At 58.2% G+C, this 13,607-nt stretch carries 8 protein-coding genes; 4 read left to right on the top strand and 4 right to left on the bottom strand.

Going from position 1 to position 13,607, the window contains the following annotated elements; translation table 11 throughout:
- The first annotated feature begins 83 nt into the window (after window positions 1–83).
- Window positions 84–443, top strand: coding sequence for a TMEM14 family protein (locus WBG04_RS14155; protein ID WP_424315101.1), 360 nt, complete (start codon window positions 84–86; stop codon window positions 441–443).
- 22 nt (window positions 444–465) lie between these two features.
- Here WBG04_RS14155 and WBG04_RS14150 read toward each other — a convergent pair whose 3' ends face one another.
- From WBG04_RS14150 to WBG04_RS14135, 4 genes are all read right to left on the bottom strand, one after another.
- On the bottom strand, window positions 466–1,155 hold the full coding sequence (locus tag WBG04_RS14150; RefSeq protein ID WP_424315100.1) for a type II secretion system protein GspG: 690 nt from the start codon (window positions 1,153–1,155) through the stop codon (window positions 466–468).
- Window positions 1,152–2,831: a DUF1501 domain-containing protein gene (locus WBG04_RS14145; protein ID WP_424315099.1), complete on the bottom strand. Its 1,680-nt coding sequence runs from the start codon at window positions 2,829–2,831 to the stop codon at window positions 1,152–1,154. The genes WBG04_RS14150 and WBG04_RS14145 overlap by 4 nt, the downstream gene beginning before the upstream one ends.
- Before the next feature lie 49 nt (window positions 2,832–2,880).
- Window positions 2,881–7,752, bottom strand: a complete 4,872-nt coding sequence (locus WBG04_RS14140; protein WP_424315098.1) for a DUF1800 family protein — start codon at window positions 7,750–7,752, stop codon at window positions 2,881–2,883.
- Between the two features lie 153 nt (window positions 7,753–7,905).
- A complete protein-coding gene (locus WBG04_RS14135) occupies window positions 7,906–10,197 on the bottom strand; it encodes a redoxin domain-containing protein (protein ID WP_424315097.1) in 2,292 nt (763 codons plus the stop codon).
- 220 nt (window positions 10,198–10,417) lie between these two features.
- Between WBG04_RS14135 and serA the strand changes: the two genes are divergently transcribed.
- The 3 genes from serA (at window position 10,418) to WBG04_RS14120 (ending at window position 13,499) form a co-directional block, all read left to right on the top strand.
- The gene (serA, locus tag WBG04_RS14130) at window positions 10,418–12,031 is read left to right on the top strand and encodes a phosphoglycerate dehydrogenase (protein ID WP_424315096.1); all 1,614 of its coding nucleotides are present in this window, start codon (window positions 10,418–10,420) and stop codon (window positions 12,029–12,031) included.
- 109 nt (window positions 12,032–12,140) lie between these two features.
- The gene (locus WBG04_RS14125; RefSeq protein WP_424315095.1) at window positions 12,141–12,572 is read left to right on the top strand and encodes an exosortase system-associated protein, TIGR04073 family; all 432 of its coding nucleotides are present in this window, start codon (window positions 12,141–12,143) and stop codon (window positions 12,570–12,572) included.
- A 180-nt stretch (window positions 12,573–12,752) separates the two neighbouring features.
- Complete coding sequence (locus WBG04_RS14120) at window positions 12,753–13,499, top strand: hypothetical protein (protein WP_424315094.1); 747 nt, start codon at window positions 12,753–12,755, stop codon at window positions 13,497–13,499.
- Window positions 13,500–13,607: the final 108 nt, after the last annotated feature.

Here is a 13,607-nt window from a genome sequence, read left to right as displayed (position 1 = left end):
CTCATGCCTTTTTCCTAACAACCTTCAAGCCATACAGCGCCTAGGATCGGCGCTGTGGGACAGGCTCTAAATAGCACTGACCCATGAAAAGCGGCACGATTCTGATATTCTATGGCCTGTTCCTGATTGTTGCCGGAATGGCTGGCTTTCTCTCCAATCCTGAAAAGGCGAAAACCGCCCTCATGTCAGGTGGGACTTTCGGGCTGATCCAGATCGTGGTCGGAACGATTTCCCTCAAAGGATGGAAGCCCGCCCGCAAGCTTGGGATCGGGATCTGCGCCTTCCTCGCACTGACCTTCACCTGGCGCTCCATCGTCAGTTGGATGGCGGTCGCCGGTGGTCAGAGCGAGAAGATCTTCGCCGCCTCACTGATCTCAACCATGCTCGCAGCGAGCATTGTGGCGATCATTCTCCTCATCAAACAGAAACCCAGCGCTGCCTAGAGCAGCCTTTTGCTTGAGCCGATCACTCTTCGCCTGCCGGATCCGGCGGAGCTTCGGTGTATCCACGGAAGAACTCGTCTCCGTCCCGCTGGGTGTGGATCAGGTCGTCGTCGGTTCCCAGCAGCTTGTCGCTTCCTGGCGAGACGATCTCCATCTGCTTTCCAGAAAGCGCATGAAAGTAGTAAGGCGTGCCCCAGCGGTCCATCAACTCGCCTTGGGCATTGAGTGAGGGATGCTTTTCGGAAAAGAACACGAGCGACTTCGGGTTATCCCCCATCAGTGCCGCCATCACCGAAGCATTGTCCGCAGCGACGGGATTTTCCTCGAAAGCCATGCGATAGAACGAAAGGACCTCGCTGAGCTTCTCCAGATCCTGCTCCGGAGACTCCTCGACGTCGCCCATCCCATCCGCGATCGCAATAGACTCCAAGAAAACATGGTTGCCTTCATCCGTGTGTTGCACGCGGGGATCATTTAGAATGCCGGTGTCGTAAGGTTTCCGACCATCAAGCGTCTCGCCTTCCGACCCTTGGCGAACGATTGGCTCCGAGGTCTGCACCCCCCCATTGGCACGCGGGCCGGACGGCAATGCTTCCTCGACCAAGGGAGACTCGCCATCGGACTGCGAGTCACGATTCCTCTCCCAGAAGAACAAGCTCCCAGCCGCCACAATGACGACGGCAACGGCAAGACTGACCTTTCGCCGGCTCAAGTGAGCGAGAGGAAGTCGAGCTCCGCCGAGGTCAATGGATCGGCAAAGCCATTGTTCAGGTTCGGGAAAATGGTCGCCAGATCCGTGCTGGAAACGCCGAACCATTTCGCCAAGCGACCGTAATACTGATCGGTTGAGACCTGTGGCACCCAGCGACCACGCACATTGTTGCCTGGCACATCATTCGCACCACTGATCGCCAGCTCCGGGAAGAAGCCGTGGATCTTGAGATCGGAGAGTGAACCTCCGGGCGCAAGGGCATCCTGAACGGCGCCGCCGCAGCAGAACACGTGGGTTCCCCAGGCATGGTCGGTGCCGGAACTGTTAGGCGTCCAGGTCCGGTTGAAGTCCGAACCTTCGAAAAGCGTCGCCATGTTGATGTCGAAATCCGGCTGGGCATCCGCAATCGCCTGCATTGCCTGCATGTAGCATTCAACCATCATGTCGACATCGCGCAACAGCGCGGGAAGGTTGTCATTGATGTCCGCATGGTTGTCGAAGCCACCCTTGTTGAAGAAGAAGATCTGCCGGTTGTTTCCGAGGCACTTGCGACCGGCGATGAGTTTGCAGATCATCAGCAACTCACGAATATCGCCTGGAAGCCCGCTTGTATTCGTCAACGTCGTACCGACCCGCTGATTGTAAACGTTCAAAAAGATATCCTCGAGATGGCGGCCCGTCGGTGCCGTCACGCCGACCGGTGTCATGATCGCATCGGCCTCCACCGTCGCCGCACCGATGGTCTCCTCGTTGTCACGGGCGCTCTTCACCACGTTGTTGTGACCTTGCTCGATCACATGCTCGTGCTCGTAGTTCATGATCCCTTCAAAGGCATTGAGCCGTCGTCCGGTATCGTTCGACCGATACACCCCACCCGACAAACCTGATCCATAGCCCGAACCATATCCATCAAACGAAACCGCGCCCGACCTCGAAACCGCATACTGGGGAACGCTGCCACCGGGCGCGACCAGCAGGTCGGTGGTTCCCGCCGCCGTCATCAGCATCGATGTCAGACTGTTCTCGTTGATGCCCTGCGTAATGTAGGGAGCTTTCTGAAAAAGGTCCGCCACTCGTCCGGCCCAACCCGAGATGAAGGGATTCTGCGGAATCGAGGAGAACCACTCATTCACCTGATCCGAATGGGAGAACAGTTGAATCGGCTTGGTGAGATCGTCGTATTCACTCTTCGAGATCCCCGGCGCAATTGGAACCGCAAGTGTGCCGCAGTTCGCAATCATCGCCAGCTGGCCGCTATTGAAACGATTCGCCATGAACTGACATTCGGGATGAAGGCCATAGACATTGGTCGGGTAGCTGTCCCCATTCACCTCCTTGACGTTCAGGACGGTCCCCGCAGCGTTGATGTCGGCCTCTGGCACCGCGACGAACTGCCGATCGGCATCGTAGTTCGCCCGGCCCGGATGGTCATTCATCGGGATCAGCAGATTGTTGGCATCACAGCCACCACTCAGGAAGAGGCAAATAAGTGCCTTGTAATCACCCATGCTGCCACCGCTCGGCGCGGCGCTCGCCTGTCCCATCAGTGTCATGTTCGCGATGGTCGAAGCCAGACCACTGAGACCCAGACCCGCGGTGCCGGTTCGAGTCAGGAACTGGCGGCGGTTCATCGCCGTGGGGCGATGGATGTTGAATGAGTGAAAATGCTTTTTCATGGCCTTGGTGGAGTGGGACAGCGGGAAAACGGAAGATGGTGGATGGCGTCTATTTCTTGACGAGGAACTCAGGGCATTGGGACATCAGATAAAGGGCGAGCCTGAACTTGTCGCGACGTTCGGCCGGGGTATCCCCGTCACCATAACTGTCAGCCACCGCGTGGATGATCCATTCGCGCGGATTCCGGGCGTCGTTGAGGTCATTCATCAGATCCCCGTCGTCGGCGAATGGGGCACGCGGCGAGATCCCATCCTTCTCCGGATCCTCATCGTCACTTTCGTCGTAGGGATAGCGTGCCTTCAACAGCCCGGCCGTCATCCGGTGATCCAGCTTGTCGATCAGATCCTCAGCTTCCAACGAACTGGCGCTGCGTCCCTCGGCATCAACCATACCCTCAGCATAGAGCATTTCAGCCCAGCGCTCGAAGTCGATGCGGATGCGATCGTGGTGATCAACATCAGTTCCCTGGCTGTTGTTCGCCGGCACCGTGAGCCCGAAAGCCTCCCGCTGGTTGCGACTGCTACCACCCAGTTCCTCAACATCCTCACCGTCAGTCCGATTGTTCCGGCTCGTGTCCCAGTCCCAGACGTAGTCCCAGATGTAGTTGTGATTGCTCACCACTTCGGTTTCGGTCGCGAGCTGAAGTTCCGGCGCCACCAACGCGGCTGCCTGAACAATGCCGGTGGTGAAATCCGGGAGGTAGAAGTTGAATACCGTCTCCTGCGAAAAAGGAGACATGGAAAGATTGCTGCTCGTATCCCCAATCTGGAAAAGGCAGTTGAGCCGGAAGTTGTCCGCTTGATGCGCCGGGTATCCGTATTCAGCGATGTAAGGAATTTCATTGGCATCAGCGAACGGAGACACGGCATAGGTCCCCGGATCGTAACCGCCATCAACCGTCGGCCAGCTCCCATTGAACGGCTCAAGCGAGAACGGAGGCAGCGTCGGATCTTCCTTCAATGGCAGCAACGAATGCGCCTCAAAGGTGCGAAGTAACTGAATGAATGCCTCCATCGGCGGCTTCTTCATGCCGAAAGAATGGCTCGGCGGCATCTCGCCCGGCCCACTGAAATCTCCATCACCATTCAAATCTCTTCCTTCGACGAACTCCGGATTCCTCGCTTCGGGGTCCAGGAGCACCGCTTTGCAGACTTCGAGCATGTTGCCCTCACTCGCTTTGAAAGCCTCGGAAACCCGATACAGGTATGCCGATGATGGATTGCTGGTCACCATCCGCTGGATCAGACGACGAGCGATGAATGGCGGTGTTGAGGCATGACTCGACGCCGCATCACCGGCCGCGCCGGAGAAATCGGAACTGGCATCGCCATCGACCTTGCCTCCGAACCAATCCATCGCCGCCTCGATATCCGCGACGCCCATATCGATCATGCTCTGATCCGTGAACGAGTCGCCTTCCGGCACCAGCAAACCGGTATTGTCAATGACCCGTCCTCCCGCGATCGTTTTCACACCGAGATCGTGGTAGGGAATCCGTACTCCTCTGACCGTTTCATAACCGAACATCCGCATCGGATAGTTCCACTCATGCCCGACCCAGCGGTTCCCACTGCCCCAGGTGAAGGAGGTGTTATAACCGATGCCATCATCACCATCCTGCTGGTCGCCATCACCGTGGTCGTTGATCGTGTCGAAGACCTCACCAGCATCTGCGAAGGGCCCTGAATCTTCGATCCCCCATCCATACGAACCTTCCCTGAAGCCCTGATTGTTCCACCCGTCGATCGCGCTCCGGTTGTTGTAAGTCCGACGGCTCACATTCTGACCGGTAAGAATCCGGGCAAACTCCTGGATGTCATCATTGGTATAGGTCGAGGAGGCGCCCGGAGGCGTATTCGGATCCCCCGCTGTCTGAAGGCGTAGGCTTCCATCCGTCCACATGTTGAACAGGCCAATGCTGAATAGCTGCATGTCCTCGCGAGCGAGGTTCTCGTCCGGAAAGACATCGATGACCCCGTCACCATCCGTATCATAGGCGGCACGGTTCTTGATGCTGGATAGCCAGTTGCCCATGACCGGACTCCAGTTCACCCAGCCAAGAAGATCCCGAAAATAGACCTGCTCATTGGATTCCAGCGATCCACTGCCGTCGCGATCGCTCGGAAGACCATAGTAGTTGAGCATGTCCATGTAGTTGGAAGCCGCATACTGGCGATCCCGGATCGAACCGAGATTATCCGAAACGACGAGAATCTGCTGAATGGCGAAGCCCCACTTGTGACGCAGCTGATCCTTTGCATTGATCATCATCATCCAACTGGCCCGGCGACGGTTCCGCTCTCTTGGTCCATTGTTCCCGAGGTCGCGTTTGACCTTTCCAGGATCGTCATCCATCCATCCGATCCAGTCCGTATCCGTCGGGAAACGACCGACCGGATACCATTGGTTCGCCCAGAAATGGGGGTGACTACTCGGCATGCCCGGCGCTGGACCATTCGTCAAAGAACGATCGATGTAGGGCCAACTCGCCGGCACCGATTCGACATCCGGCAGGCCATCCGCATGACCGTCCGGTTGACCGGTGGTCCAGTCATTCCATTCGTCGGCATCCCATAGACCCCGGAGATTGAACTCCATGAAGTCCGCCGCCAGATTGTAATCGAGCAAGAAGGTTTGCTGCATCTTGCACTGCTCCTCGATCCACTTCGCGAATTCCTCGGTCCGATGATACTCGGGATTCCCTCCCGTGGTGCGCTCGGTCTCGATGGCATCGCGAATCGCCTCCACTTCTTCCCATGCCGCACCAAAGGTCGCCTGGTTCAGGAAACGGACGATCTCTCGCTCCAGCGCGTCTCCCTCGAGCTTGGCCAGCGGAGCGGGCTCATCGGGTGGCGTCGGGGGATCGATGGATCCCGTCGCAGGCTCAAGAAATGCCATCACCTCCCCCGCCGCGTTGTCATCGGTGTGAAGATTGACATAGATCCGGGTCTGGCCGTTCTGATTGAAGAAGGAGTCGATGATCGTCTGCCGCGACGGCCCACCGGTCGCGGGAATCGGAGTCACCGCCTGGGTTTTCGTGAGGTCCCAATCGTAAGTCAGAAAATGTCCTAACAGCGCTTCTCCGGGACTCTCGACGATGTCGTGGATTGGAGGAGTCCCCGTCTCGGCGTCGATCTCCTTGTGAAAGTGGGTATCCACCTGGGGCGTGGAAAGATTGGCGAAGTTGTCGTTCCGCAGGATGAAGTTCCGCTTGTCTCCCCTCAGATAGCCGCTGACCGAGCCGTTCGCCGAAGTCGATCCCGGAACCGCGTTGAAGTCCTCTTCGTAGGCTCCGACAAAAAGAATGTTCACATCCGACGGCATGTCGACGATCTCCGCCTTGGCAAGAGCCGAACCCGGTGCGGGATCGTAGTCGGGGGAGCCCGCGACGATCGTGCAGCTTACGGTTTCAGGATACTCGTGGATGTTGTCCTTCATCACCGTCACCTCGATCTCCACACTTCCACGGCCCGCTGGAATCGTCACCGTCCCATCGGCATTCTGCGCGCCCGGCATCTCGATGGCCGTGAAGTCGATTCCAATCTCGGCGCTGGCCTCAGTACCATCCCCAACCGTCGCACCTGCGAGGTCGTAAGCCACCGTCACCGGATGCAGCCCTTTGCTGCGGGCAAGCCGAAAACGGATCTTGTCGGACGAGGTCCCGGTTTGAGTCCCCAAAGCCCCCAGATCAACGATATTTCCCGGAATCAACGGTGGATCTAGTAGCTCTACCGCCTGGTCATCCAGAGCAAGAGCCACTACCATTTCCTTGTCGGTCGCTGGGTCGAAAGCGAGCAGCTCAACCAGCCGGTCACCATCATTGCCACTGCCAGTGCCGTTGGCATTGAACGGATCGAAACCAAACGCCGCCAGAGCTTCGTCGGACTCCGTCGCGTCGTCGATTCCGTCGCCATCCGAATCAAAGTCCCCACCACTCATCGGACCGTGAACCTGCACCCGACCGAACTTGGTGGCGCCATCACTGAACAAGGCCGCCGCGTTGTGACTGGCGAATGACTCCGCTGGAGAAAGATGCGCCCCTTCGACCGGGACAGGTGATCTTCCCAAATCGGGACCCGACCATTTCACACCGAAGTGACTCAAGCCGCTCTCATGGACATGCAGTGACTCGAAACGGTAGCGCTGGCCTGAAACAAGTGCGATGCCAAGAGCTGTCTGAGCCGGGTCCACAATGGCACCAGCTTCAAGAATCCCGCTGTCGGAAACGACGCACTCCGCGATCATCTTGTCGGGATTCTCATCGGCAAACAAGCGGAAGACCGAAGGCCCACGGCTCGACAACTCAAAGCTGAAGTCCCCCGAAGCGGGTGGTGTTAGATAGCCGCTGAATCTTGATGAGTAGGCCTCGCCGTCTTCTTCTGCCGTATTGAGCTGCGGCTGCCACTGGGTGCCATCGCCATCGGCATCATCTTCCATCAGCGCCGAAAAATGCGCATCCAGATTCTCCGGGATCTCCGCAAGCCCCTTCCAGATGTGGCGGGTCGCCGCTCCCGTCACCAAAGGTTTCGCTGGATCCGAAAAATCAGCAGTCAGTTTTCCGCCAGTTCCGCGAAGCACCAGCGCTTCGTCAGCCTCCCCTTCGACCTCAGTCCATTCAGACAAGTCGTTGGAGATATGAAAACTGTATTTCTTCGCGAAAGAGGAACTCCAAGTGAAGATCGCCTCATTCGGTTTGAAGGTGAAAGCGACCATCTCAAAACAGTCGTCACGATCGTTCGGATCGGTGTTCGCCTCGGACTCGGCATAATTGTTTCGCCCATCGCCATCCGGGTCAGCGGAAGCAGCCCCGTCAATATGGCTCAAGCCACCGAAGTGCTTGAATTCCCAGGTGTCCGCCAGTTTATCGGAATCCGTATCAAGATCTCCCGGCGCTATCGCTGAAGCGCTATGCAAAGCCATGACAAGGCTGATGGCGCAAGACACGCACGCTGGGTTCCCACTTCGACGATCAATCATGGTATTAGCTGAAAGCTGATTTGGCGCCGGGGGACGGTCGTTAAGATCTCCTACATTTTTCTGCGTGAGGCAATCGAAAAGCAACGAGTTAGAAACTCAGTCCCGATTTTCCGACTTTGGAAATCCCACAAGCCGCTGAGCTTCAGCGAGAAGGGACGCAGGACGCTTGAATGGCGCGTGCCCCCGATCCGCCCAGACCAATCGACCTTCGGCGTCGATCAGGACCGTCGCATGCAGGGGGCCACCCTCAAAATCATCGTAGACGCCAAAGCCCCGGAAGGCGCTCATATCTGAATCCGCAAGCACCAGAAAAGGAAACTCTCCATCCGCTTTGTAAGTCTCACCTTCGCTGAGCTCAATGCTTTGCTGCAGCACTTCCAGCGTGTCCGAACTCACCGCGACAAACTCAATGCCCGCTTTGCGAAAGCTCTCGAAGTAGGGTTTAAAGACGTTCAACTGTTCCAGGCAATAACCGCACCGAACCCCTAAGAAAAAGTTCAAGACGACTGGCTTGCCTCGGAAATCCTCGAGGCGGTGCACGCGCCCAAGGGCATCACGCAGTTCGATCGTCGGCGCCATCGGCGGCTCCCACATCACGGGACCGAGAGCCTCAAGATCCATCACCGGCGGAACGGCTTTCGCGGCGAGCACCCAAGGTTGGGGCAGCTGCATCTCTTCCGCCAGCGGCGTGAGATCTTCAATCACCGGTAGCCCCTTGTCCGCCTTTCCGGCCAGCACTCGAAAACGTCGATCCATTCGAAAAAACGCTTCACGCTTTTGACCGAGTTCGAAAGCAAGCGCCATGTATTTCGCCACGTCGACCACCTGATCCGGGTGCTGCTCCATCGCTCGCGCCGCCAGAACCAAGGCGTCTCGCTTGAGACCCAGTTCGGCGGCCATCGCCATCAGCAGGTCGTGATTGATCCAAAGTTCGTCTTCTCCCACCAGAATCGGCTTCGGATCATCCGCAAGCTTGGTGGAAACACAGATCTGAAGCGACTGCCCGGCACTGGTGATGAGTTCTTCGACTTGATTCGAGACCCCCTCCCCCAGCGCTTCCCGATGCAAGTCCTTCAACGAATCCACGGCTTCCCCGGCACCCGGTTCGGAGTTGTTGAAAAGCCGACAAATCCCCAACCAGAAAAGCCTGCGTGCCCGACTTTCAAAGCCTGCCGTCGCGTCGCTCAACGGACCGTTCTCCAGTTCATCCTCGAGCTGCTTCCAGAGCCTCGCCTTGGCGTAGGCTTCAATCCAGAGTTGATGACCCAGTTCGGGAAGATCCACTTCCTTCGCATCAGGAAAAGACACCGACCCGCGTGGAAACGTCATCAGGTTCCTCGCCCAGCGAACCGCTTCGTCAATTCTTCCCATACCCGTGAGGACCCTGACAAAGGCCTCGTAATTCCGGCCGAAGTTCTCAGCTTCCCAAGGCATGAGAAGATGCTCTTCCAAGTATCTCTGATCCACCCGCAGCGCGGCCTCGTAAAAAGCAAGCGCCTCGTCCGAGCGTCCAGCTCCAACCAATGCCTCCCCCGCGTAACGCCACACTTCAGCCACATCCTCCGCCTGCTCGACGGCCTCCTTCGCAAAGGGCACTCCGCGGTCAGGGCGTTCGCCCAACCAAAGGAAAACTCCGTAGTGCCTCGATGGATGCCCCGGCGCCACTTCCGCCAATTGCTCCACCAGTTGCTCGACGCCAAGTCGCGAGGTGATGGAAACGCCAGCGCGATACTGGTCGAGGACCAACTGCCGGAGCATGAACGCCTTCGCCTCCACGAGTTCGGGATACTCGATCACCAAATCCTCCAACGCACGGATTCGGGCCGCGCTGCGTTGAGTTGTGTCGTCCCCCGCTTCCGAGGCCCGATCATCCCTCAGCCCGTAATAATCGGCGAGGATGCCGACCCATCGCTGCTCCAAGGCCGGACGATTCGCATCGGTTCGGTCAAGGGCTGCCTTGGCGAAAACCCTCGCCCTGCCAGGTCGCAGTTCGTTCGCCATCGCCAGCCCCCAGTAGCCCATCGCGCCATCAGGATCCAGCTGGACCACCGCCCGAAACGCTCTCTCCGCTTCGCGGTACCACAGCGCATGCAGCAGGGCCACGCCGCGATCAAAGTGTGCCTGCACTTCGTCGACCTCGCTCTCAATCGGAAAGGCCACGGCCTGCGCACCAATGCGATCATCATCCAGACGTGGCTTCATCGAACCGGAAGGCCCGGCGAGCAGCGCTTCCTCCAGCGTCTTTGGAGACTCCGCATCGAGGCTTTCAAGAAGCGGGGCCAGGCAACGGAGATTGTAGCGACGGAATGTCGGCTCTTCGGCCATGGCCACCGCACTTGCCGCAATCAGCAGTCGTCCAATCCAAGTTCTCAAGTGCACGCAGTTCATGAAATCCCATGACAAGTCGCACAGCCACGCCTTCCCCACAAGAACACCTGCACCTTACCCGCCCATGGATCTGGGATTTCTGACGGATTCCGTTTCGCCCGGCCCCGGAGGAGGAGACGAGGTGGAAATCTCTCCCCAGGCTCTTTGAAGCGGTGGAAAGTCACAAAACGGCGGCGGAATACTTGCCAGTCGGGCACGCTCGTCCTATGCCCTCCCCCGCATGGCCAAATACCGCGTTCTCGTTTCGGACCCTATTTCGGAAATCGGCGTCGCCGCCCTCGAAGCCCATCCGGACATCGATGTCGATTTCATGCCGGACCTTGGCTCAAAGAATGCCGAGAAAATCCCCGGAATGATCGGCGACTACGATGCTTGGATCGTCCGCTCCCAAACCAAGCCAGATGCGGCCCTGATCGCCAAGGGCACCAAGTTGAAAGCCATCGGCCGCGCCGGCGTCGGAGTCGACAACATCGACCGCCAGGCCGCCACCGACCACGGCGTGATCGTGATGAACACGCCAACCGGCAACACCATCTCGACCGCCGAGCACGCCTTCACCCTGATGCTCGCCACCGCCCGCAACATCGGACCCGCCCACGCCGAAGTGCTCAAAGGCAACTTCAAGGCAGCCCGCAAAGCCTACCAGGGCATCGAACTCAACGGCAAACGCCTCGCCGTCCTCGGCATGGGCCGCATCGGCAGCGAATTCGCCAAACGTGCCCAGTCCTTCAACATGCAGGTCGTCGCCTACGACCCCTTCCTCACCCAGGCCCGCGCCGACCAACTCAAGGTGGAGCTCGCCACCACTCCTGATGAAGCTTTGAAAGGAGCCGACGTCGTCACCCTCCACGTGCCGATGACCGATGAAACCAAGCACATCCTCAACAAGGAACGCCTCGCCCTCATGAACAAGGGCGCGCTGGTCATCAACTGCGCGCGCGGCGGCCTGATCGATGAACCCGCCCTCAAAGCTGCGATTGAAAGCGGACACATCGCCGGCTGCGGACTCGACGTCTTCGAAGACGAGCCGCCCTCCGCCGATCACATCCTTTTCTCTCTCGGCAAACACGTCACCTTCACGCCCCACCTCGGTGCTTCGACCAACGAGGCCCAGGAAAATGTCGGCATCCAGGTCGCCGAACAAATCCGCGACTTCCTCACCACCGGCGAGATCCGCAACGCGATCAACATGCCCTCGCTTGACGCTGCCGCGCTGGCCGAAGTCGGGCCTTATCTCGATCTCGCCGCCTCGCTCGGCAAACTCCTCGCCAAACTCGGCCCGGAAAATCCCGACGCCCTGCGTGTTTCCTACCACGGACCCCTCGCCAAAAAGGATACCGCCCTCGTTTCCCGCACCGCGCTCGCCGCGCTGCTCGAATCCTCCCGCCCGGACGGCCAGGTCAACCTCGTCAACGTCCCCGCGATTGCCGCCCAGATGGGACTCGACCTCGTCGAAAGCACCATCAACGCGAAAACCGAATACAACGAACTGCTCGTCGTCGAGCTGCGCAAAGGGGAAACCCGTTACCGACTCGCCGGCACACTCATCGGGAAAAGCCCCCGAATCGTCGAAATCGACCACCTCTACGTCGATACGAACATCAAGGGCCACTTCCTGATCGTGAACAACGACGACCGCCCCGGCATCGTCGGCGCGCTCGGCACCCTGCTCGGCGACGCCCAACAAAACATCGCCAACCTGTCGCTCGCCCGCAACAAGTCGAACGGCAACGCCCTGACGGTCATCGAGGTCGACGAACCCCTCTCCGAAGCCCTGATGACGGCGATTCGGGCCATTCCGGGGGTGCTCTCCGCCACCGGTGCCACTCTCTAACCCGTCCATTCCGGGCACATTTTGCCGCCTTTCCCAGATATCCCCTCATTCCTGCCACACTTTCACGTTGCCAAGCCCCCGGCCACACTCCTACTTTCTCCACATCGACATGAAAAAACTCCTTATTGCTGCTACAGCCATGATTGCCCTCAGCGGAATTGCTGCCGCTGACATTCAGGCCCCTCCAGGTCACGCCTACAACTCGACCCGCAAGCTTGGCCGTGCGGTAAGTAACATTCTTTACGGACTCATCGAGATCCCTGAGCAAATGGTCCGCAAAGGCAATGCCCAAGGTCGCTACTCCGAGTATTCCTTCGGGATCGTTAAAGGCACCAACAACGCGCTGCAACGTCTGGGCTATGGCTTCTACGAGCTCTTCACTTTCACTTGCCCAACCTATCGCGGTACCTTCAAGCCACCCTATGAGACCGGTGGCATGGACAATCGTCAGGAGATGAACCCGACCGATGGCCTCTCCGAGTTCCCACCAGAGCTTGGTTTCGAGACCTACTTCAGGCACACCCGCTCCCAGACCTACTAAGGCTTCCGGGCACTCCAACTTTCAAAACCCCAGCTGCGGATTTCCCGCAATGCTGGGGTTTTTATTTTCAGCCATACAAACCTCGAAACCTCACTGGAATTCAAAGCTCAACGCCGATTCTCTCCGAGCGCTTCGATTTCTTCAAAGAAAACCGAGCCTTCGGCGTCACTCCCAGTAGTCATGCCTCTTCGAATCCTACTTTGCCTCATTCTCGTCAGTGGACTTCATGCCGAGAATCGCATTTGGAAAAGCGCCGACGGTAGCTCTTCGTTCAATGGCGAATTTGTCTCCATGGATGTGAACCGGGTGACGGTTCTGCGCACCGATGGCAGGTCGGTGACTTTCGACATCGACAAGCTTTGCGAAGAAGACCGCAAGTGGCTGGCCGGCAAGAGTTCAACCGAGGCGCAAGAAAATGCGCCCATGCCCGAAGCCGACGCGGTGTTCGATACCCTCTGCTTTGGCGATAGCCGCAAGGAGGTCGAAGCCAAGCTCAAGGCCAGTGAGATGCTCGAGACCGCCGTCGACGAAACCTTCTTCGGCCGCTTCGGACTCAACGGAACCTTCAGAACGAAAAAGAAAATCGGCGGGCTCTATTGCGAGCTCTTCTTCGATTGGACCAAGGCGGGCAATCTCAAGGAGATCAGTCTCCAAACCAAGCCCCAGGACGTCGGAACCTACGACGATCTCCTCCGCAACAACTGGAATCAACTCGCCGAGCTTCTCATCATGCTTCATGGGAAACCCCTTCAGAGAGCCGAATATCCTGATCACGAGGATCTTCAGAACGATGCTCTGCTCGGGTCCCACCTCTGGCGACTCGAGGGAGGCGGCAGCGTGATCCTTGGCACTTCGATGCAAGCAAACCAATACATGGTCATCGTTCGCTTCACGACCGAGAAAATCGAGCCTGTCCTGGTTCCCTGAAGCTCCCTCAGCCCTGCGGCAGAGGAGATGCGATCTCTCTGAAATTTCCGTCAGCGAAGACGTCCATGCCCTGCCGCCAAGCTTCCCAAGCCATTCGGTCGGTGGATC

This window comes from Haloferula sp. (assembly GCF_049672945.1).
GTDB lineage: Bacteria > Verrucomicrobiota > Verrucomicrobiia > Verrucomicrobiales > Akkermansiaceae > Haloferula.
This window is presented reverse-complemented; position numbering and strand designations above follow the sequence as displayed.

Coding starts and splice junctions, on each gene's coding strand:
- WBG04_RS14145 (WP_424315099.1), bottom strand. CDS start 2,831: ATGAAAAAGCATTTTCACTCATTCAACATCCATCGCCCCACGGCGATG.
- serA (WP_424315096.1), top strand. CDS start 10,418: ATGGCCAAATACCGCGTTCTCGTTTCGGACCCTATTTCGGAAATCGGC.
- WBG04_RS14140 (WP_424315098.1), bottom strand. CDS start 7,752: ATGGCTTTGCATAGCGCTTCAGCGATAGCGCCGGGAGATCTTGATACG.
- WBG04_RS14120 (WP_424315094.1), top strand. CDS start 12,753: ATGCCTCTTCGAATCCTACTTTGCCTCATTCTCGTCAGTGGACTTCAT.
- WBG04_RS14135 (WP_424315097.1), bottom strand. CDS start 10,197: ATGAACTGCGTGCACTTGAGAACTTGGATTGGACGACTGCTGATTGCG.
- WBG04_RS14125 (WP_424315095.1), top strand. CDS start 12,141: ATGAAAAAACTCCTTATTGCTGCTACAGCCATGATTGCCCTCAGCGGA.
- WBG04_RS14155 (WP_424315101.1), top strand. CDS start 84: ATGAAAAGCGGCACGATTCTGATATTCTATGGCCTGTTCCTGATTGTT.